This is a genomic window from Streptomyces sp. NPDC001492, from assembly GCF_053597275.1.
In genome coordinates, this window is record NZ_JBSFHW010000045.1 from 15,138 (window position 1) to 33,650 (window position 18,513).

Annotated in this window: 18 protein-coding genes; 15 read left to right on the forward strand and 3 right to left on the reverse strand. The window is 70.4% G+C overall.

Annotation, left to right across the window (positions count from 1 at the left end):
* Positions 1–10 precede the first annotated feature (10 nt).
* Positions 11–667 (reverse strand): ion channel, encoded by a 657-nt coding sequence (locus ACWC1K_RS39765; RefSeq protein WP_450837922.1) that lies wholly within the window; start codon positions 665–667, stop codon positions 11–13.
* A 67-nt stretch (positions 668–734) separates the two neighbouring features.
* On the opposite strand from ACWC1K_RS39765, the gene ACWC1K_RS39770 reads away from it, so the two are divergent.
* Positions 735–1,295 carry an HIT family protein gene (locus ACWC1K_RS39770; RefSeq protein ID WP_450837923.1) on the forward strand — a complete coding sequence of 187 codons (561 nt, stop codon included), beginning with the start codon at positions 735–737 and terminating at the stop codon, positions 1,293–1,295.
* A 3-nt stretch (positions 1,296–1,298) separates the two neighbouring features.
* Here the strand turns inward: ACWC1K_RS39770 and ACWC1K_RS39775 are convergent, their stop codons facing one another.
* Positions 1,299–2,960 carry a hypothetical protein gene (locus tag ACWC1K_RS39775; RefSeq protein WP_450837925.1) on the reverse strand — a complete coding sequence of 554 codons (1,662 nt, stop codon included), beginning with the start codon at positions 2,958–2,960 and terminating at the stop codon, positions 1,299–1,301.
* Positions 2,961–3,173: 213 nt separating this feature from the next.
* Positions 3,174–5,372, reverse strand: coding sequence for an elongation factor G-like protein EF-G2 (locus tag ACWC1K_RS39780; protein ID WP_450837927.1), 2,199 nt, complete (start codon positions 5,370–5,372; stop codon positions 3,174–3,176).
* Positions 5,373–5,654: 282 nt separating this feature from the next.
* Here ACWC1K_RS39780 and pgsA point away from each other — a divergent pair, with 282 nt between their 5' ends.
* The 14 genes from pgsA to ACWC1K_RS39850 all read left to right on the forward strand — a co-directional run bounded on the left by pgsA (position 5,655) and on the right by ACWC1K_RS39850 (position 18,212).
* A complete protein-coding gene (pgsA, locus tag ACWC1K_RS39785; protein WP_030949426.1) occupies positions 5,655–6,335 on the forward strand; it encodes a phosphatidylinositol phosphate synthase in 681 nt (226 codons plus the stop codon).
* Positions 6,332–7,261, forward strand: coding sequence for a phosphatidylinositol mannoside acyltransferase (locus tag ACWC1K_RS39790; protein ID WP_450837928.1), 930 nt, complete (start codon positions 6,332–6,334; stop codon positions 7,259–7,261). Before pgsA ends, ACWC1K_RS39790 begins: the two co-directional genes overlap by 4 nt.
* Positions 7,258–8,427, forward strand: coding sequence for a glycosyltransferase family 4 protein (locus ACWC1K_RS39795; RefSeq protein WP_450837930.1), 1,170 nt, complete (start codon positions 7,258–7,260; stop codon positions 8,425–8,427). The genes ACWC1K_RS39790 and ACWC1K_RS39795 overlap by 4 nt, the downstream gene beginning before the upstream one ends.
* 164 nt (positions 8,428–8,591) lie before the next feature.
* Complete coding sequence (locus ACWC1K_RS39800; protein WP_450837931.1) at positions 8,592–9,143, forward strand: hypothetical protein; 552 nt, start codon at positions 8,592–8,594, stop codon at positions 9,141–9,143.
* 117 nt (positions 9,144–9,260) lie between these two features.
* A complete protein-coding gene (gene pdxS, locus ACWC1K_RS39805; RefSeq protein WP_450837933.1) occupies positions 9,261–10,172 on the forward strand; it encodes a pyridoxal 5'-phosphate synthase lyase subunit PdxS in 912 nt (303 codons plus the stop codon).
* Between the two features lie 13 nt (positions 10,173–10,185).
* A complete protein-coding gene (pdxT, locus tag ACWC1K_RS39810) occupies positions 10,186–10,785 on the forward strand; it encodes a pyridoxal 5'-phosphate synthase glutaminase subunit PdxT (protein WP_450837935.1) in 600 nt (199 codons plus the stop codon).
* A gap of 65 nt (positions 10,786–10,850) precedes the next feature.
* On the forward strand, positions 10,851–11,603 hold the full coding sequence (locus ACWC1K_RS39815; RefSeq protein ID WP_344405749.1) for a YebC/PmpR family DNA-binding transcriptional regulator: 753 nt from the start codon (positions 10,851–10,853) through the stop codon (positions 11,601–11,603).
* A 123-nt stretch (positions 11,604–11,726) separates the two neighbouring features.
* Entirely contained in the window at positions 11,727–12,266 is a 540-nt protein-coding gene (gene ruvC / locus ACWC1K_RS39820; protein ID WP_099927474.1) for a crossover junction endodeoxyribonuclease RuvC, read from the forward strand.
* The gene (gene ruvA / locus ACWC1K_RS39825; protein ID WP_115909326.1) at positions 12,263–12,868 is read left to right on the forward strand and encodes a Holliday junction branch migration protein RuvA; all 606 of its coding nucleotides are present in this window, start codon (positions 12,263–12,265) and stop codon (positions 12,866–12,868) included. The genes ruvC and ruvA overlap by 4 nt, the downstream gene beginning before the upstream one ends.
* 34 nt (positions 12,869–12,902) lie before the next feature.
* Positions 12,903–13,973: a Holliday junction branch migration DNA helicase RuvB gene (ruvB, locus tag ACWC1K_RS39830; RefSeq protein WP_450837937.1), complete on the forward strand. Its 1,071-nt coding sequence runs from the start codon at positions 12,903–12,905 to the stop codon at positions 13,971–13,973.
* Between the two features lie 187 nt (positions 13,974–14,160).
* The gene (gene yajC / locus ACWC1K_RS39835) at positions 14,161–14,649 is read left to right on the forward strand and encodes a preprotein translocase subunit YajC (RefSeq protein ID WP_450837999.1); all 489 of its coding nucleotides are present in this window, start codon (positions 14,161–14,163) and stop codon (positions 14,647–14,649) included.
* A 134-nt stretch (positions 14,650–14,783) separates the two neighbouring features.
* Entirely contained in the window at positions 14,784–16,556 is a 1,773-nt protein-coding gene (secD, locus tag ACWC1K_RS39840) for a protein translocase subunit SecD (RefSeq protein WP_450837939.1), read from the forward strand.
* Position 16,557: 1 nt separating this feature from the next.
* Positions 16,558–17,676, forward strand: coding sequence for a protein translocase subunit SecF (gene secF, locus ACWC1K_RS39845; RefSeq protein WP_450837940.1), 1,119 nt, complete (start codon positions 16,558–16,560; stop codon positions 17,674–17,676).
* Positions 17,673–18,212: an adenine phosphoribosyltransferase gene (locus ACWC1K_RS39850; RefSeq protein ID WP_450837942.1), complete on the forward strand. Its 540-nt coding sequence runs from the start codon at positions 17,673–17,675 to the stop codon at positions 18,210–18,212. Before secF ends, ACWC1K_RS39850 begins: the two co-directional genes overlap by 4 nt.
* The last annotated feature ends 301 nt before the right edge of the window (positions 18,213–18,513 follow it).

The following is an 18,513-nucleotide window of genomic DNA, read 5'->3' on the forward strand; positions in this document are numbered from 1 at the left end:
CCCTGGGGAGTCAGATCCCCGGGGGCCTTTCGTCGTCCTCCCTGGCGAAGACCTGCAGCAGCCACGAGGCGAAGGTGCCGGTCACCGCACCCAGCAGGGCCAGACCGATGGCCATCATCCCGACCGCGATCAGCCGGCCCAGCGGGGTCACCGGGGTGATGTCGCCGTAGCCGACGGTGGTGAGGGTCGCGCAGGCCCACCAGACGGCGTCCCCGAACGTCTTCATGGACGCGCCGGGCGCCCCGCGTTCCTGCTGGTAGACGGCGAGGGCACCGGCGAAGCCGAGCAGCACCGTCGCCAGCCCGGAGTACGCGATCACGCGCGCGTGCAGCGCGAGCCGGGGCTTTCCGTGCCGTCGCTGCATGGCCTCGTAGACCTTGACGATCCGAAGGGGCCGCAGCAGCGGCAGGACCAGCACGGCCGTGTCCAGCAAGTGCTTCCGCACGAACCTGTGCCCCTGCCCGCTCAGTCGCCAGAGCACCGCGTAGTTGAAGGCGAACAACGCCCAGGAGGCCAGCAGCACCACGAGAGCCAGGTCCTGCACGGGGTCCGTCAGACCGGGTGCCAGGACGCGGACCGCGTACGAGGCGAGGAAGGCCAGGGACGCCACGGCGAGCGGAAGCTCGGTCCGCTGCTCCCAGCGATCTGCGCGAGTGTCATCGTCCACCGGCCCAGCTTGGCCCGGCGGGCTTTTCGCACAACCCCGCCGACACGCCGCGAACGGGCGACGCAATATGCTGCATGGCATGACGAGTGAGCCCGAGCAGCAGTTGGGAGTAGGGGTCCAGGACGCGTTCCAGCGCCTGTGGACGCCCCACCGGATGGCCTACATCCAGGGCGAGAACAAGCCGACCGGCCCCGGTGCCGACGACGGCTGTCCCTTCTGCTCCATCCCCGCCAAGTCCGACGAGGACGGGCTGATCGTCCGGCGCGGTGAGCAGGTCTACGCCGTGCTCAACCTGTACCCGTACAACGGCGGCCACCTCATGGTCGTCCCCTACCGCCATGTCGCCGACTACACGGACCTCACGGACGCCGAGACCGTCGAGCTGGCCGCCCTCAGCAAGCAGGCCATGACGGCCCTGCGCACCGCCTCCGGCGCCCACGGCTTCAACATCGGCATGAACCAGGGCACGGTCGCGGGCGCCGGCATCGCGGCCCACCTCCACCAGCACATCGTCCCGCGCTGGGGCGGCGACACGAACTTCATGCCGGTCGTCGGCCACACGAGGGTGCTGCCGCAGCTGCTGGCGGACACCCGGAAGATGCTGGCAGAGGCCTGGCCCTCGGCGTAGGCCCTACGCGTCGTACACGTCCGCCTTCTTGGGCGTGGGGTCCTGGATCTGCGTGCTCAGGAACGCCGACCTCGTGCCGAACTTCTCCGTGTCCACGCCGTTCTCCTGAAGGACCCGTATCGCCGCCGCGTGCACCACCCGCAGCACCGGTGTGGCGGCGCGCAGCGCGTCGTCGGCCATGAAGCGGTGGCGCCAGGGCTGGTCGGCCCAGGCGTGCCGGAGGCCGAAGGGCTCGGGCAGGGCTATCGTGCCGCCCAGCCAGTTCAGCAGGGGCGGGTACCAGGAGAGCGGAGCGCGGACGGCCAGTCGTACGACCTCGTCGGTGGTGACCAGCGGGAGGGACACCTTCCGGGTCTCCCACGGCTTGAACGACTTCTGGACCTCCTTGGTCGGCGCCTCGGGCTTGCTGGTGAACAGGGAGTTCACGGGACCGAGCGCATGCCCGGTGACCTCGATGCGCAGCGTCTCGTGCAGCACGGTGACCGTGATCATCATGGTGATGACCAGCTGCCCGTCCCACAGGGTCCACTGCACGCCCAGGTAGTGGCGGTCGCCCGCGCCGAACTGCTGCTTGTTGCAGATGTCCTGTATCGCGTGGGACTTGACCTGGTACGCGTCCACGTCCGTGCCCTCGGGCCGGGAGACCTCCTTCGCGCCCTCGCCGATCGGCGTGACGATCCAGTGCCGTACGGAGGGGGTCGGGAAGCCGCCGGTGTTGAGCGTGTTGCGCTCCAGCATGCGCAGCTGGTCGTGGATCGAGCGGACGACGTCCCAGCTGCGGAAGGGGTGGATCTCCCGGGTCGGGTCGGCGGGCACCAGGTCCTCAGCGAGCTGCCAGCTGCCCCAGCGGGTGCCCATGCCGAGGATGCCCTTCGGGCCGGCGTAGAACACGGAGTTGGACTGCTGCTCTGCGCTCAGCTTGGCCAGCGACTGACGCAGCGCGTCCGCCTTGGTCTCGCCCGGGCTGGTCGGCACCGCCTCGGGCACCTTGGCCCCGATGCTGCTGCCCGCGAGCAGGCTGTCCCATCGCTCGCGCAGGTCCTTCGCCGTCCGCTCGCAGATCTGCCTGGCCCAGAACCAGCCGATCACGGGCATGACCACCGAGGCCCGCGCATACCAGGCCCAGAAGCCCGTGAACGGCATGCGGATCAGGAAGATCACGGCGAGCGCGCCCACCGCGACCAGCAGGGTGGTGGCCAGCGCCCCGGCCCGCTTGTCGTCACGCCTGGCGACGGTGGTGCGGATCGAGAAGACCAGCAGCCAGACCAGGAGGCCGGGCAGGAACAGCAGGCCGCACAGCACCATCACGATGGTCAGCAGATTGTCGCGGTCCTTGCGGATGTTGTTGGCCGCCAGGCAGTGCTCGACGACGACCGGCGGCTCGGCGCCGAAGGACTGGATGAGCGGCTTGCGGCCGGACCCCACCATGCGGTCCACCACCGCCCGCGAGAAGGCCTCACCCAGGTTGGGCCGGAATATCCGCGCCCACTTCAGGCCGGGTTTGACGGTGGTCTGATGCCACTCGTTGTCCGCCTTCTTGATGTCCGCGACCGGGTTGTCCCGGTAGGCCGCGGAGGCCAGCGCGAACGTGGCCGTCTGGCCCTCGTTGCCCGTGCGGGGCACCTGGGGGCCGAAGATGTCCCCGTAGCCGCTCTCAACGGTCATTCCCGCCCCCGATCGCCGCCGACGTCGCTTCTGCGGCTTTCCCGACTTCCTTGCTCCGCACACCTGTTGATCAGGTCGTCACGGTGTTCGCCCGACAACTTGATCAGTCATCAGCGTATCCGCAGGCACTGACATTCGTCGGCGGACGGCCGAAGCCGCCCGCCGACGGAGGGGAGCGTTCCACAAAAGCGACTTGGAAGCGCCCGGCGCCAACTACGAGGCGTCGCGCGCCTCTTCACGGATCCTTTCTGCGATCTGCGGAGGCATGGGCTCGTGCCGCGCGTAGGCGCGGTTGAAGCGCGCGGTGCCGTGCGAGAGGGAACGCAGGTCCACGGCGTACCGTCCGATCTCGATCTCCGGCACCTCGGCCCGAATGAGTGTGCGGTTTCCAGTGGTCTGTTCCGTGCCCAGCACCCGGCCGCGCCGTCCGGACAGGTCGCTCATCACGGCGCCCACGTACTCGTCGCCGACCAGGACGGTCACCTCGGCCACCGGTTCCAGCAGATGGATCTTCACCTCGGCCGCCGCCTCCCGCAGCGCCAGCGCGCCGGCCGTCTGGAAGGCCGCGTCCGAGGAGTCCACGGAGTGCGCCTTGCCGTCCAGCAGGGTCACCCGGACGTCGATGAGCGGGTAGCCCGCGGCAACCCCCTTGGCGGCCTGGGCCCTTATGCCCTTCTCGACCGACGGGATGAACTGCCGCGGCACCGCGCCGCCGACGACCTTGTCCACGAACTCGATGCCCGAGCCGCCGGGCAGCGGCTCCACCTCGATCTCGCAGATCGCGTACTGCCCGTGCCCGCCGGACTGCTTCACATGGCGGCCGCGGCCGCCCGCCTTGCTCGCGAACGTCTCCCGCAGGGAGACCTTGTGCGGGATCACGTCGACCTGGACGCCGTAGCGGCTGCGCAACCGTTCCAGCGCGACGTCCGCGTGCGCCTCGCCCAGGCACCACAGGACCACCTGGTGGGTGTCCTGGTTCTGTTCGAGCCGCATGGTCGGGTCCTCGGCGACGAGCCGGGAAAGACCCTGCGAGAGCTTGTCCTCGTCCGCCTTGCTGTGTGCCTGGATGGCGAGCGGCAGCAGCGGGTCGGGCATCTGCCACGGCTCCATGAGCAGCGGGTCGTCCTTGGCCGAGAGGGTGTCGCCGGTCTCCGCGCGGTTCAGCTTCGCCACGCACACCAGATCGCCCGCGATGGCGTGTGTCACGGTGCGCTGCTGCTTGCCGAAGGGGGTGGAGAGGGCGCCGATGCGCTCGTCGACGTCGTGGTCCTCGTGCCCGCGGTCCGCGAGCCCGTGCCCGGACACGTGCACCGTCTCGTCGGGGCGCAGCGTGCCGGAGAAGACGCGGACCAGCGAGATCCGGCCGACGTAGGGGTCGGACGTGGTGCGTATGACCTCGGCGACCAGCGGGCCGTCCGTGTCGCAGGCCTTCAGCTCGCGCGGCTTTCCGTCGGTCGTGGTGACCCCGGGCGTGGGGTGCTCGAACGGCGTCGGGAAGCCGCCCGTGATCAACTCCAGCAGTTCGACGGTGCCGAGCCCCTGGTGGGCGCCTCCGGCCGCGGGGGCGGCGGCCAGGACCGGGAAGAAGACCCCGCGTGCGACGGCCCGCTCCAGGTCCTCGACGAGCGTCTTGACGTCGATCTGCTCGCCGCCCAGATAGCGGTCCATGAGGGTCTCGTCCTCGCTCTCCGAGATGATCCCCTCGATCAGCCGGTTGCGGGCCTCCTCGATCGGAGGCAGCTGGTCCTCACCCGGCTCCGACTCCTTGCGCTCGCCGGACGAGTAGTCGAAGACCTTCTGCGACAACAGCCCGGTCAGCCCCGTCACGGGCGCGTGCCCGTCCGGCCCCTGCGGGCCGTGCAGCGGCAGGTAGAGCGGGAGCACGGCGTCGGGATCGTCCCCGCCGAAGGCCTCCGCGCAGGTCCGCGTCATCTCCTCGAAGTCCGCCCGGGCGGCCTCCAGGTGGGTGATCACGATGGCCCGTGGCATGCCGACGGCCGCGCACTCCTCCCACACCATGCGGGTCGAGCCGTCCACGCCGTCGGCGGCCGAGACGACGAAAAGGGCCGCGTCCGCCGCTCGCAGACCGGCCCGCAGCTCCCCGACGAAGTCCGCGTATCCGGGGGTGTCGAGAAGATTGACCTTGATGCCGTCCCATTCGACCGGCACCAGGGAGAGCTGCACCGAGCGTTGCTGCCGGTGCTCGATCTCGTCGTAGTCGGAGACGGTACCGCCGTCCTCCACGCGGCCCGCCCGGTTCACTGCTCCCGCGGTGAGCGCGAGAGCTTCCACCAGTGTCGTCTTGCCCGATCCGCTGTGGCCGACCAGCACCACATTCCGTACGGACGCGGGGTGGTCGGCCGCTGTAGCCCTGCCGGCGGCTCCGGGGTGTGCGCTTGCCTTGTCGCCCATGGCCTTGCCTCCCGTGCACGGTGAGGTCACTGTGGGCGCGGGCATGCCGGGCCGCGTGCGGTGGCGGCTCCGATGACGCCCGCGGTCCTTCGAGCTTTCCACTCCCGTCACGGTGCGTCCATACGAAGGACGCGATCGCGCCGCCCGCCGTCCGCCCGGGCCGTCCGCCGGATCTCCCCGCAGACGTCCGGGTGCCCGGCAGTCGCACATGCGCGCGCGTGGCTACGATGGGCCAGCCGGAGGCCAGCAGGGGCCGCGGCCACACCGACCGTCGGGAAGGCCATGCTGAACAAGTACGCGCGTGCATTCTTCACGCGTGTCCTCACGCCGTTCGCCGCGTTTCTCATCCGCCGGGGCGTCAGCCCCGACACGGTCACGCTCCTCGGCACCGCCGGCGTGATCGCGGGCGCACTGGTCTTCTACCCCCGGGGTGAGTTCTTCTGGGGCACGGTCGTGATCACGCTGTTCGTGTTCTCCGACCTGGTCGACGGCAACATGGCGCGCCAGCTGGGCCGCACCAGCCGCTGGGGCGCCTTCCTGGACTCCACGCTCGACCGGGTGGCCGACGGCGCGATCTTCGGCGGTTTCGCCCTCTGGTACGCGGGGAGCGGCAACGACAACGTCCTGTGCGCCGTCTCGATCTTCTGCCTGGCCAGCGGCCAGGTGGTGTCGTACACCAAGGCCCGCGGCGAGTCGATCGGCCTGCCGGTCGCCGTCAACGGTCTCGTCGAGCGTGCCGAGCGCCTGGTCATCTCGCTGGTCGCGGCAGGGTTCGCCGGACTGCACAAGTTCGGTGTGCCGGGCATCCAGTACCTGCTGCCGGTCGCGCTGTGGATCGTCGCCGTCGGCAGCCTGGTCACGCTGATCCAGCGGGTGGTCACCGTCCGTCGCGAGTCGGCGGAGGCGGAGGCCGCGGCGGCCGCCCCGGAGAACGCCTCACAGGGGAGCGAGGCGGCGAAGTGAGCCCTCGCGATCAGCTGACGGACGCTCTGTACGGCCTCGGCTGGGGCACCGTCAAGAAGCTCCCGGAGCCGGTCGCCGTACGGCTGGGCCGCTCCATCGCCGACCTGGCCTGGAAGCAGCGCGGCAAGGGCGTGCAGCGCCTGGAGAGCAACTACGCGCGCGTGGTGCCCGATGCGAGCCCGGAGCGCCTCGCCGAGCTCTCGCGCGCGGGCATGCGCTCGTACCTGCGCTACTGGATGGAGTCCTTCCGGCTCCCGGCGTGGAGCGCCGAGCGGATAAAGGCCGGTTTCGACCCCAAGGACGTGCACTACCTGACCGACGGGATCGCCTCCGACCAGGGCGTCATCCTGGCGCTGCCGCACATGGCCAACTGGGACCTCGCCGGGGCCTGGGTCACCACCAAGCTGGAGACGCCGTTCACGACGGTCGCCGAGCGCCTCAAGCCCGAGACCCTCTACGACCGCTTCGTCGCCTACCGCGAGGGCCTCGGCATGGAGGTCCTGCCGCACAGCGGCGGCACCGCCTTCGGCACGCTCGCCCGGCGGCTGCGTGACGGGGGGCTGGTCTGCCTGGTCGCCGAGCGCGACCTGTCGTCCTCGGGCGTCGAGGTCGAGTTCTTCGGCGAAGCCACCCGGATGCCGGCCGGCCCCGCCCTCCTCGCCCAGCAGACCGGCGCGCTGCTCCTGCCGGTCACACTCTGGTACGACGACTCGCCCGTCATGCAGGGGCGTGTGCACCCGCCGGTCGAGGTACCCGAGACAGGTGGCCGGGCCGAAAAGACGTCTGTCATGACACAGGCGCTGGCTGATGCCTTCGCCACCGGCATCGCCGACCATCCGGAGGACTGGCACATGCTCCAGCGCTTGTGGCTCAAGGACCTCGATCCCGCGAGGAAACCCCCGGCACCCGAGAAGGGCACGTCGTGAGGATCGGCATCGTCTGCCCGTACTCCTGGGACGTGCCGGGCGGCGTCCAGTTCCACATCCGCGACCTCGCCGAGTACTTCATCCGCCTGGGCCACGAGGTGTCGGTCCTGGCCCCCGCCGACGACGACACCCCCCTGCCGCCGTACGTCGTCTCGGCCGGACGCGCGGTCCCGGTGCCGTACAACGGCTCGGTGGCCCGGCTGAACTTCGGCTTCCTGAGCGCCGCCCGGGTCCGGCGCTGGCTGCACGACGGCGCGTTCGACGTCGTCCACATCCACGAGCCGACCTCGCCCTCCCTCGGCCTGCTGACCTGCTGGGCCGCGTCCGGCCCGATCGTGGCCACCTTCCACACCTCCAACCCGCGCTCGCGGGCGATGATCGCCGCCTACTCGATCCTCCAGGCGGCCCTGGAGAAGATCAGCGCCCGGATCGCGGTGAGCGAGTACGCCCGCCGCACACTGGTGGAACACCTCGGCGGCGATGCGGTCGTCATCCCGAACGGCGTCGACGTCGACTTCTTCGCCCGGGCCAAGCCCAAGGCCCAGTGGCAGGGCGACACCATCGGCTTCATCGGCCGCATCGACGAGCCCCGCAAGGGCCTTCCGGTGCTGATGAAGGCGCTGCCCAGGATCCTCGCCGAGCGCCCGCAGACCCGGCTGCTGGTCGCCGGGCGCGGGGACGAGGAGGAGGCGGTCGAGTCGCTGCCCGCCGAACTGCGCCCCCGCGTGGAGTTCCTCGGCATGGTCAGCGACGAGGACAAGGCCCGCTTCCTGCGCAGCATCGACCTGTACGTGGCGCCGAACACCGGCGGCGAGAGCTTCGGGATCATCCTCGTCGAGGCCATGTCCGCGGGCGCCCCCGTGCTCGCCTCCGACCTGGACGCCTTCGCCCAGGTCCTGGACCAGGGCGCGGCCGGCGAGCTGTTCGCCAACGAGGACTCCGACGCACTGGCCGAGGCGGCCCTGCGGCTGCTGGGGGACCCGGAGCGCCGGGCGGAGCTGCGCGAGCGGGGCAGCGCCCACGTACGGCGTTTCGACTGGTCGACGGTCGGCGCGGACATCCTGTCGGTGTACGAGACGGTGACGGCGGGAGCGGCCGCGGTCGCGGCGGCGGAGGACGAGCGGGGACCGGGCCTTCGGTCGCGGCTGGGTCTGGCACGGGACTGAGGGGCGCCTGCGGGCGCCGGTTGGTCGAACCGGCCTGGTCCGGCGTCTGAGGACGAGGCCGTCCGGGCCGAAGCGGGGGTCCGGGGGCGCCGGCCCCCAGGGACGGTCACATCGATGCCTCGCACGTCTTTCGGCCGACCCGGCGGAGCGTAGGGTTGCGGCCCGTGACCGCAACACTCATCTGGATCCTCGTCGCCCTCCTGGCGATCGGCCTCTACCTGAGCTGGACGGCGGGCCGCCTGGACCGGCTGCACGCCCGTATCGACGCCGCCCGGGCCGCGCTCGACGCACAGCTGCTGCGCAGGGCCTCCGTGGCCCAGGAACTCGCCACCTCCGGTGTCCTCGACCCGGCGGCCTCGATCGTCCTGTACGAGGCGGCGCACGCCGCCCGGCAGGCCGAGGAGGAGCAACGGGAGGTCGCCGAGAGCGAGTTGAGCCAGGCGCTGCGGGCCGTCTTCGCGGAGGCACCCCAGGTGGAGGCGGTCCGCGAGGCACCCGGCGGGGAAGCGGCCGCCCACGAGCTCACCGAGGCCGTACGACGGGTCCCGATGGCCCGCCGCTTCCACAACGACGCGGTGGGTGCGGCCCGCCGTCTGCGCGAGCACCGCAAGGTCCGCTGGTTCCGTCTGGCCGGCCACGCCCCCTTCCCGATGGCCTTCGAGATGGACGACGAGGCACCGGCGGCGCTGGCCGACCGGGTCGCCCAGCAGCCGTAACACCACCGCGGCCCCGAAAAGGATCCACCGGCTTCCCATTGGCCCTTGCCGTGGACTGGTCCACTCACGTTTCCTCGGTGCCTGCAGAAGCCTTCTTTCACTCAGTGAGGTCAACCCGTGTCCAGCACGCTCTCCGAAAACCAGGCCCCCGAGACCGGCACCGCGCGCGTGAAGCGCGGAATGGCCGAGCAGCTCAAGGGTGGCGTGATCATGGACGTCGTCACGCCGGAGCAGGCGAAGATCGCCGAGGACGCGGGCGCCGTCGCCGTCATGGCCCTGGAGCGGGTCCCGGCCGACATCCGCAAGGACGGCGGCGTGGCCCGGATGTCCGACCCGGACATGATCGAGGGCATCATCGAGGCCGTCTCCATCCCGGTCATGGCCAAGTCCCGCATCGGCCACTTCGTCGAGGCGCAGGTGCTGCAGTCGCTCGGCGTCGACTACATCGACGAGTCCGAGGTCCTGACCCCGGCCGACGAGGTCAACCACTCCGACAAGTGGGCGTTCACCACCCCCTTCGTCTGCGGTGCCACCAACCTGGGCGAGGCCCTGCGCCGCATCGCCGAGGGCGCGGCCATGATCCGCTCCAAGGGCGAGGCCGGCACCGGCAACGTCGTCGAGGCCGTCCGCCACCTGCGCCAGATCAAGAACGAGATCGCCAAGCTGCGCGGCTTCGACAACAACGAGCTGTACGCCGCCGCCAAGGACCTGCGCGCCCCGTACGAGCTGGTCAAGGAGGTCGCCGAGCTCGGCAAGCTCCCCGTGGTGCTGTTCTCCGCAGGCGGTGTCGCCACCCCGGCCGACGCGGCCCTGATGCGTCAGCTCGGCGCCGAGGGCGTCTTCGTCGGCTCCGGCATCTTCAAGTCCGGCGACCCGGCCAAGCGCGCCGCCGCCATCGTGAAGGCGACCACCTTCTACGACGACCCCAAGATCATCGCGGACGCGTCCCGCAACCTCGGCGAGGCCATGGTCGGGATCAACTGCGACACCCTGCCCGAGACCGAGCGCTACGCCAACCGCGGCTGGTAAGGCACTGGATCACATGAACACCCCCGTCATAGGCGTCCTGGCCCTCCAGGGCGACGTACGGGAGCACCTCATCGCCCTGGCCGCGGCCGACGCCGTGGCCAGGCCGGTCAGGCGCCCCGAGGAACTCGCCGAGGTGGACGGCCTCGTCATCCCCGGCGGCGAGTCCACCACCATCTCCAAGCTGGCCGTCCTCTTCGGCGTGATGGACCCGCTACGCGCGCGCGTGCGTGCCGGAATGCCCGTCTACGGCACCTGCGCGGGCATGATCATGCTCGCCGACAAGATCCTCGACCCGCGCTCGGGCCAGGAGACCATCGGCGGCATCGACATGATCGTGCGCCGCAACGCCTTCGGACGGCAGAACGAGTCCTTCGAAGCGGCGGTCGACGTCCGGGGCGTCGAGGGCGATCCTGTAGAGGGCGTCTTCATCCGCGCCCCGTGGGTGGAGTCCGTCGGTGCCGAGACCGAGGTGCTCGCCGAGCACGACGGCCACATCGTCGCGGTCCGCCAGGGCAACGCGCTCGCCACGTCGTTCCATCCGGAACTGACCGGCGACCACCGCGTGCACTCCCTGTTCGTCGACATGGTGCGCGCGAACCGGACAGCGGAGTAACGCCGGAGTCCTTGTAGGATCTCTGGCGTTCGTTCATAGATGGGTTACGCGAAGGAGACAGGCAGATGTCCGGCCACTCTAAATGGGCCACGACGAAGCACAAGAAGGCCGTGATCGACGCCAAGCGCGGCAAGCTCTTCGCGAAGCTGATCAAGAACATCGAGGTCGCTGCGCGTATGGGCGGTGTCGACCTCGAAGGCAACCCGACGCTGTACGACGCCGTGCAGAAGGCCAAGAAGCAGTCGGTGCCGAACAAGAACATCGACTCCGCGATCAAGCGCGGCGGCGGTCTCGAGGCCGGTGGCGCCGACTACGAGACGATCATGTACGAGGGCTACGGCCCGAACGGCGTCGCGGTGCTCATCGAGTGCCTCACCGACAACCGCAACCGCGCTGCCTCCGACGTGCGCGTCGCCATGACCCGCAACGGCGGCAACATGGCCGACCCGGGCTCCGTGTCGTACATGTTCAGCCGCAAGGGCGTCATCATCGTCCCCAAGGGCGAGCTGACCGAGGACGACGTCCTGGGTGCCGTCCTGGACGCGGGCGCCGAGGAGGTCAACGACCTCGGTGAGTCCTTCGAGGTCATCAGCGAGGCCACCGACCTGGTCGCGGTCCGCACCGCCCTCCAGGACGCCGGGATCGACTACGACTCCGCCGACTCCAGCTTCGTGCCGTCCGTCCAGGTCGAACTGGACGAGGAGGGCGCCAAGAAGATCTTCAAGCTGATCGACGCGCTCGAGGACAGCGACGACGTGCAGAACGTCTTCGCCAACTTCGACGTCAGCGACGAGGTCATGGAGAAGGTCGACGCGTAACGCTGCCGCGAACGAAGCGATTTCGGCGGGCCGGTGGGACAACACGTCCCACCGGCCCGCCGCCGTTGTCGGTGGCAGCGGCTAGCCTGGCGTGGAAGTCGAAGATCACTGAGGGGAGGGCGCGTGCGGGTGTTGGGGGTGGACCCTGGGCTCACGCGATGCGGCGTCGGCGTGGTCGAGGGGGTCGCGGGCCGGCCGCTCACCATGGTGGGCGTCGGTGTCGTACGGACGCCCGTGGACGCCGAGTTGGGGCAGCGCCTCGTCGCCATCGAGCAGGGCATCGAGCAGTGGCTGGACGAGCACCGGCCCGAAGTCGTCGCCGTGGAGCGGGTGTTCAGCCAGCACAACGTACGGACCGTGATGGGCACCGCCCAGGCCAGCGCCGTCGCCATGCTGTGCGCCGCCCGCCGCGGCCTGCCCGTCGCCCTGCACACCCCGAGCGAGGTCAAGGCGGCCGTCACCGGCAGCGGCCGCGCGGAGAAGGCCCAGGTCGGCGCCATGGTGACCCGTCTGCTCCGGCTCGACGCACCCCCGAAACCGGCCGACGCGGCCGACGCCCTCGCGCTCGCCATCTGCCACATCTGGCGCGCCCCCGCCCAGAACCGACTCCAGCAGGCGGTCGCCCTGCACGCAGCCAACGCAACGAAAGGCCGTACGGCATGATCGCCTTCGTGAGCGGCACGGTCGCCGCACTCGCCCCCGACGCCGCCGTGGTCGAGGTCGGCGGTGTCGGCATGGCCGTGCAGTGCACGCCGAACACCCTCTCCACGCTCCGTCTCGGCCAGCCGGCCAAGCTGGCCACCTCCCTCGTCGTACGGGAGGACTCGCTGACGCTCTACGGCTTCGTGGACGACGACGAGCGCCAGGTGTTCGAACTGCTGCAGACGGCCAGCGGGGTCGGCCCGCGGCTGGCGCAGGCGATGCTGGCCGTGCACACCCCGGACGCCCTGCGCCGGGCGGTGTCCACGAGCGACGAGAAGGCCCTCATCGCCGTCCCGGGCATCGGCAAGAAGGGCGCCCAGAAGCTGCTGCTGGAGCTCAAGGACCGGCTCGGCGAGCCGATCGGCGCCCCGGCCGTCGGTACGGCGGTCACCTCCGGCTGGCGCGACCAGCTGCACGCCGCGCTGATCGGCCTCGGGTACGCCACCCGCGAGGCCGACGAGGCCGTGTCCGCCGTGGCACCGCAGGCCGAGGCGGCCGGGGGCACGCCTCAGGTCGGTCAGCTGCTGAAGGCGGCCCTGCAGACCCTCAACCGTGCCCGCTGACCGACCTGCGCCACCCCAGTGAGGAGAGATCTCAGTGAACTGGGACGACCCGACCGACGCCCCCGGCCCCGAGCGGCTGGTGGGCTCCGTCGCCGACCGTGAGGACCAGGCCGTCGAGGCGGCCCTGCGCCCCAAGGACCTGGACGAGTTCATCGGCCAGGAGAAGGTCCGCGAGCAGCTCGACCTGGTGCTGCGCGCCGCACGCGCGCGTGGCGCCACCGCCGACCACGTGCTGCTCTCCGGCGCCCCGGGCCTCGGCAAGACCACCCTGTCGATGATCATCGCGGCCGAGATGGGCGCCCCGATCCGCATCACCTCCGGCCCCGCCATCCAGCACGCGGGCGATCTCGCCGCGATCCTCTCCTCCCTCCAGGAGGGCGAGGTCCTCTTCCTCGACGAGATCCACCGCATGTCCCGGCCCGCCGAGGAGATGCTGTACATGGCGATGGAGGACTTCCGCGTCGACGTCATCGTCGGCAAGGGCCCCGGCGCCACCGCCATCCCGCTCGAACTGCCCCCGTTCACGCTGGTCGGCGCCACCACGCGCGCGGGACTGCTGCCGCCCCCGCTGCGCGACCGCTTCGGCTTCACCGCACACATGGAGTTCTACGAGCCCGCCGAACTGGAGCGCGTCATCCACCGCTCGGCGAACCTGCTCGACGTCGAGATCCAGGCCGAGGGCGCCGCCGAGATCGCCGGCCGCTCCCGCGGCACACCCCGTATCGCCAACCGCCTGCTGCGCCGGGTGCGGGACTACGCCCAGGTCAAGGCCGACGGAATCATCACGAGGGACATCGCGGGAGCCGCGCTGAAGGTCTACGAGGTCGACGCCCGCGGCCTCGACCGGCTCGACCGCGGTGTGCTGGAGGCTTTGCTCAAGCTTTTCGGTGGCGGGCCCGTCGGCCTGTCCACCCTCGCGGTCGCGGTGGGGGAGGAGCGCGAGACCGTGGAAGAGGTCGCCGAGCCCTTCCTCGTACGGGAAGGACTGCTCGCGCGTACCCCGCGCGGCCGGGTCGCCACGCCTGCCGCTTGGGCGCATCTCGGTCTCACCCCGCCCCGCTCGGCCACTGCGGGAAACGGACAACAGGACCTGTTCGGGACGTGATGCCATTGTGACGGCGCGGGCATTGGCCGGGCCAGGAACCCAGGTGCCATGCTGAGCGTTGTTCCATGCGCGGAGACTCGCTTAGACTCCGCCGATGCCGCCTTTGTCGGCGGTATACATACCCCCATCCATGAGGCCGCTCTCCATCGCGGTCGTGCGAAGGAAATTCCGTCCCGTGAATATCACCATGCTCCTCCCGTTCATCGTGCTCATCGGGGCCATGTTCCTCATGACCCGCTCGGCCAAGCGCAAGCAGCAGCAGGCCGCCCAGATGCGCAATGAGCTGCAGCCCGGCAGCGGCGTCCGCACGATCGGGGGCATGTACGCGACGGTCAAGGAGGTCAACGAGGACACGGTCCTCCTGGACGCCGGCCCGGGCGTCGAGCTCCTCTTCGCGAAGAACGCCATCGGTTCCGTGCTCAGCGACGACGAGTACAACCGCATCGTGCACGGCATCGAGCACGACCTGAAGTCCGACTCCGACCTGGTCCCGGACGACGCCTCCTCCCTCACCGAGACCGACGACTCCGCCGACGAAGCTGCCGCCTCCGACGACAAGTCCGTCGACCTCGACAAGAAGGACGCGCCCGAGGAGCCGGCCGACGACACCCCGGCCGCCGAGGCCACGTCGGACGAAGAGCCGAAGAAGACCGACGGCGACTCCGAGGCGAAGTAGTCACGTCCCAGGGCGCGCGGCCGACCTCGCGCGCCCCGGGACGTGCGCATCTCGCACACGGGGATCCCGACACCATGTCATGGCCGACACCGCGCTGACCCGGCGCGGATCGGCCCGAGAGGGAGTACGAGAAGGTGGCAGCACCTAAAAAGGGCCGGAGCGCGAGCGCCCAGAGCAAGCCGGGGCGCTCGCTGGCCCTCATCCTGATCGCCATCGTGGCGCTCACCGGAGGAATGTTCGCCTCCGGAAACACCACTCCGCGTCTCGGTATCGACCTGGCCGGTGGTACGAGCATCACCCTCCGGGCGGTCGCAGAGCCGGGCCAGGAGTCCGCGATCAACAAGACCAACATGGACACCGCGGTCGAGATCATGAACAACCGCGTCAATGGTCTTGGTGTCTCGGAGGCCGAGGTTCAGACCCAGGGCGACAAGAACATCATTGTCAACATCCCCAAGGGCACGAACTCCAAGGAAGCGCGGCAGCAGGTCGGCACCACCGCCAAGCTGTACTTCCGCCCGGTGCTCACCACCGAGGTCTCCGGCGGCGCCGCGACCAGCCCGTCGCCGAGCGCCTCCACCAGCCCCTCGGGCAAGGCCACGGACAAGGCCACCGAGAAGGCCACGGGCAAGTCGACCCCGTCCTCCTCCGCGACGCCGTCGGCGACCGCCACCTCGCAGGGCCGCGCCGTCACCGGCGCCCTGAAGGCCGACGCGACGCCGAGCGCCACCGCCTCCTCGAGCGCGAAGACCTCCGCCTCCCCGTCCCCGAGCACCAGCTCCTCCGGCAGCGCGGCCGCCAGCAAGCTGGAGGCGCAGTACACCGCACTCGACTGCACGGACAAGAAGCAGCGCGCCGTCGCAGGCAGGGGCGCCAAGCCCAGCGACCCGACGATCGCCTGCGGCCAGAACTCCGCCGGCCAGTGGCAGAAGTACATCCTCGGCCCCGCCGAGGTCGACGGCACCGACGTCAAGAGCGCCCAAGCCCGCTTCAACACGCAGACCGCCGCCGGCTGGACTGTCACCATGGACTTCACGGGCAAGGGCTCCAAGAAGTTCGGTGACATCACCGGCAAGCTGGCCAAGAACCAGTCCCCGCAGAACCAGTTCGCGATCGTCCTCGACGGCAACGTCGTCTCCGACCCGTCCGTCAACCAGGCGCTGACCGGCGGCAACGCGGAGATCACCGGCAGCTTCAGCCAGCAGGAGGCCCAGAGCCTCGCCAACATGCTGTCGTACGGCGCGCTGCCGCTGACCTTCAAGGAGGACAGCGTCACCACGGTGACCCCCGCGCTCGGCGGCGAGCAGCTGCACGCCGGTCTGATCGCCGGTGCCATCGGCCTCGCACTGGTCGTCATCTACCTGCTGATCTTCTACCGCGGCCTGTCGGTCATCGCGATCCCCTCGCTGCTGGTCTCCGCGATCCTCACCTATGCGCTCATGTCGCTGCTCGGTGAGGCCATCGGCTTCGCGTTGAACCTGCCGGCGGTCTGCGGTGCGATCGTCGCGATCGGTATCACGGCGGACTCGTTCATCGTGTTCTTCGAACGGATCCGGGACGAGATCCGCGAGGGCCGCTCGCTGCGCCCCGCCGTCGAGCGTGCCTGGCCGCGCGCCCGGCGCACCATCCTGGTCTCCGACTTCGTGTCGTTCCTCGCCGCCGCGGTGCTGTTCATCGTCACGGTCGGCAAGGTCCAGGGCTTCGCGTTCACGCTCGGTCTGACCACCGTGCTGGACGTGGTCGTCGTCTTCCTGTTCACCAAGCCGCTGATGACGGTCCTCGCGCGCAAGAAGTTCTTCTACGGCGGTCACAAGTGGTCGGGCCTCGACCCGAAGGCCCTGGGCGCCAAGCCGCCGCTGCGCCGCACCCGTCGTCCCTCCGCCCCCGTCGACCCGAAGGAGGCGTGAGATGTCGAAACTCGGCAGCCTCGGCGCCCGACTGCACCGTGGCGAGGTCGGTTACGACTTCGTCGGCAAGCGCAAGATCTGGTACGGCGTCTCGATCCTGATCACCATCACGGCCATCCTCGGCCTGGCGGTGCGGGGCCTGAACATGGGCATCGAGTTCCAGGGCGGCGCCGTCTTCACCACCCCGAAGCACATGACCGCCTCGGTCGCCACGGCCGAGGGGTACGCGAAGGGGGCCTCCGGGCACGACGCGATCGTCCAGAAGCTCGGCGACGGCAGCCTGCGCATCCAGATCGCGGGCATCGACACCGACAAGTCCGACGCGATCAAGGACAAGCTCGCCAAGGACCTGAACGTCAACGCCGAGAACATCAACGCCGACCTGGTCGGCCCCAGCTGGGGTGACCAGATCGCCAACAAGGCCTGGCAGGGCCTGGCGATCTTCATGATCCTCGTGGTGGTCTATCTGGCGATCGCGTTCGAATGGCGGATGGCGGTCGCCGCCCTCGTCGCCCTGATCCACGACATCACCATCACGACCGGCATCTACGCCCTGGTCGGCTTCGAGGTCACGCCGGGCACGGTGATCGGTCTGCTCACGATCCTCGGTTACTCGCTCTACGACACGGTCGTCGTCTTCGACAGCCTCAAGGAGCAGACGAAGGACATCACCAAGCAGACCCGCTGGACCTTCAGCGACGTCGCCAACCGCTCGATCAACAGCACCCTGATGCGGTCCATCAACACCACGGTGGTGGCGCTGCTGCCGGTCGCGGGCCTGCTGTTCATCGGTGGCGGCTTCCTCGGTGCCGGCATGCTCAACGACATCTCGCTGTCGCTGTTCGTCGGTCTCGCGGCCGGTGCGTACTCCTCGATCTTCATCGCCACACCGCTCGTCGCCGACCTCAAGGAGCGCGAGCCGCAGATGAAGGCGCTCAGGAAGCGCGTCCTCGCCAAGCGCGCCCAGGTCGCGGCGGAGGGCGGGCCGCTGGAGGCCGAGACCGCGGACGACCGCTACGACGACGAGCCGGAGGACGCCGCTCACGCCGTGGTCGGCCCGCGCCACCAGCCCGCGTCGCGCAACCGCGGCCGTGGCCGTCCCTCCGGGAAGCGCCGATGACGGACATCAAGGAGCTGCTGCTCAGCCGCATCCGTGACGTGGCCGACTACCCGGAGCCGGGCGTGATGTTCAAGGACATCACCCCGCTGCTCGCGGACCCGGCGGCCTTCACGGCGCTCACCGACGCGCTCGCCGAGATCGCCGCCAACACGGGTGCCACCAAGGTCGTCGGCCTGGAGGCCCGTGGGTTCATCCTCGGCGCCCCGGTCGCCGTCCGCGCCGGCCTCGGCTTCATCCCCGTACGCAAGGCCGGCAAGCTCCCCGGGGCCACCCTCGGCCAGTCGTACGACCTGGAGTACGGCTCGGCGGAGATCGAGGTGCACGCCGAGGACCTGCTCGCCGACGACCGCATCCTGATCGTCGACGACGTCCTCGCCACGGGTGGCACCGCCGAGGCCTCCATACAGCTGATCCGCCGCGCGGGCGCCGAGGTCGCCGGCCTCGCCGTCCTGATGGAACTCGGCTTCCTCGGCGGCCGCAGCCGCCTGGAGCCGGCCCTCACCGGAGCCCCGTTGGAGGCCCTGCTCACCGTGTGACCCCACGGCACACACCCACAGCCGAACGGCCGCCCCGGACCCCGGGGCGGCCGTTCGCGCATCACCGACCTGCGCACCGCCTTTCCCAGCGCCGCTTCGGCCCGAGCTCCGGCGCTCCCGCAACCGCCCGGCCTGCTCTTCCCGCGCGGGGCTGTGGTGCTCCGCAGGTCCGGGAGGCCCTGCCGCGCCGCGAAGCACTGCTCCGGCGCAAGCGCCGGTCAGCTTCTCCGGCGCGACCTCCCGCAAGCCTCCGCGATGCCACGCCGGCGGCAAGCCCCCGGCCACCCCCAGGACACCCTCG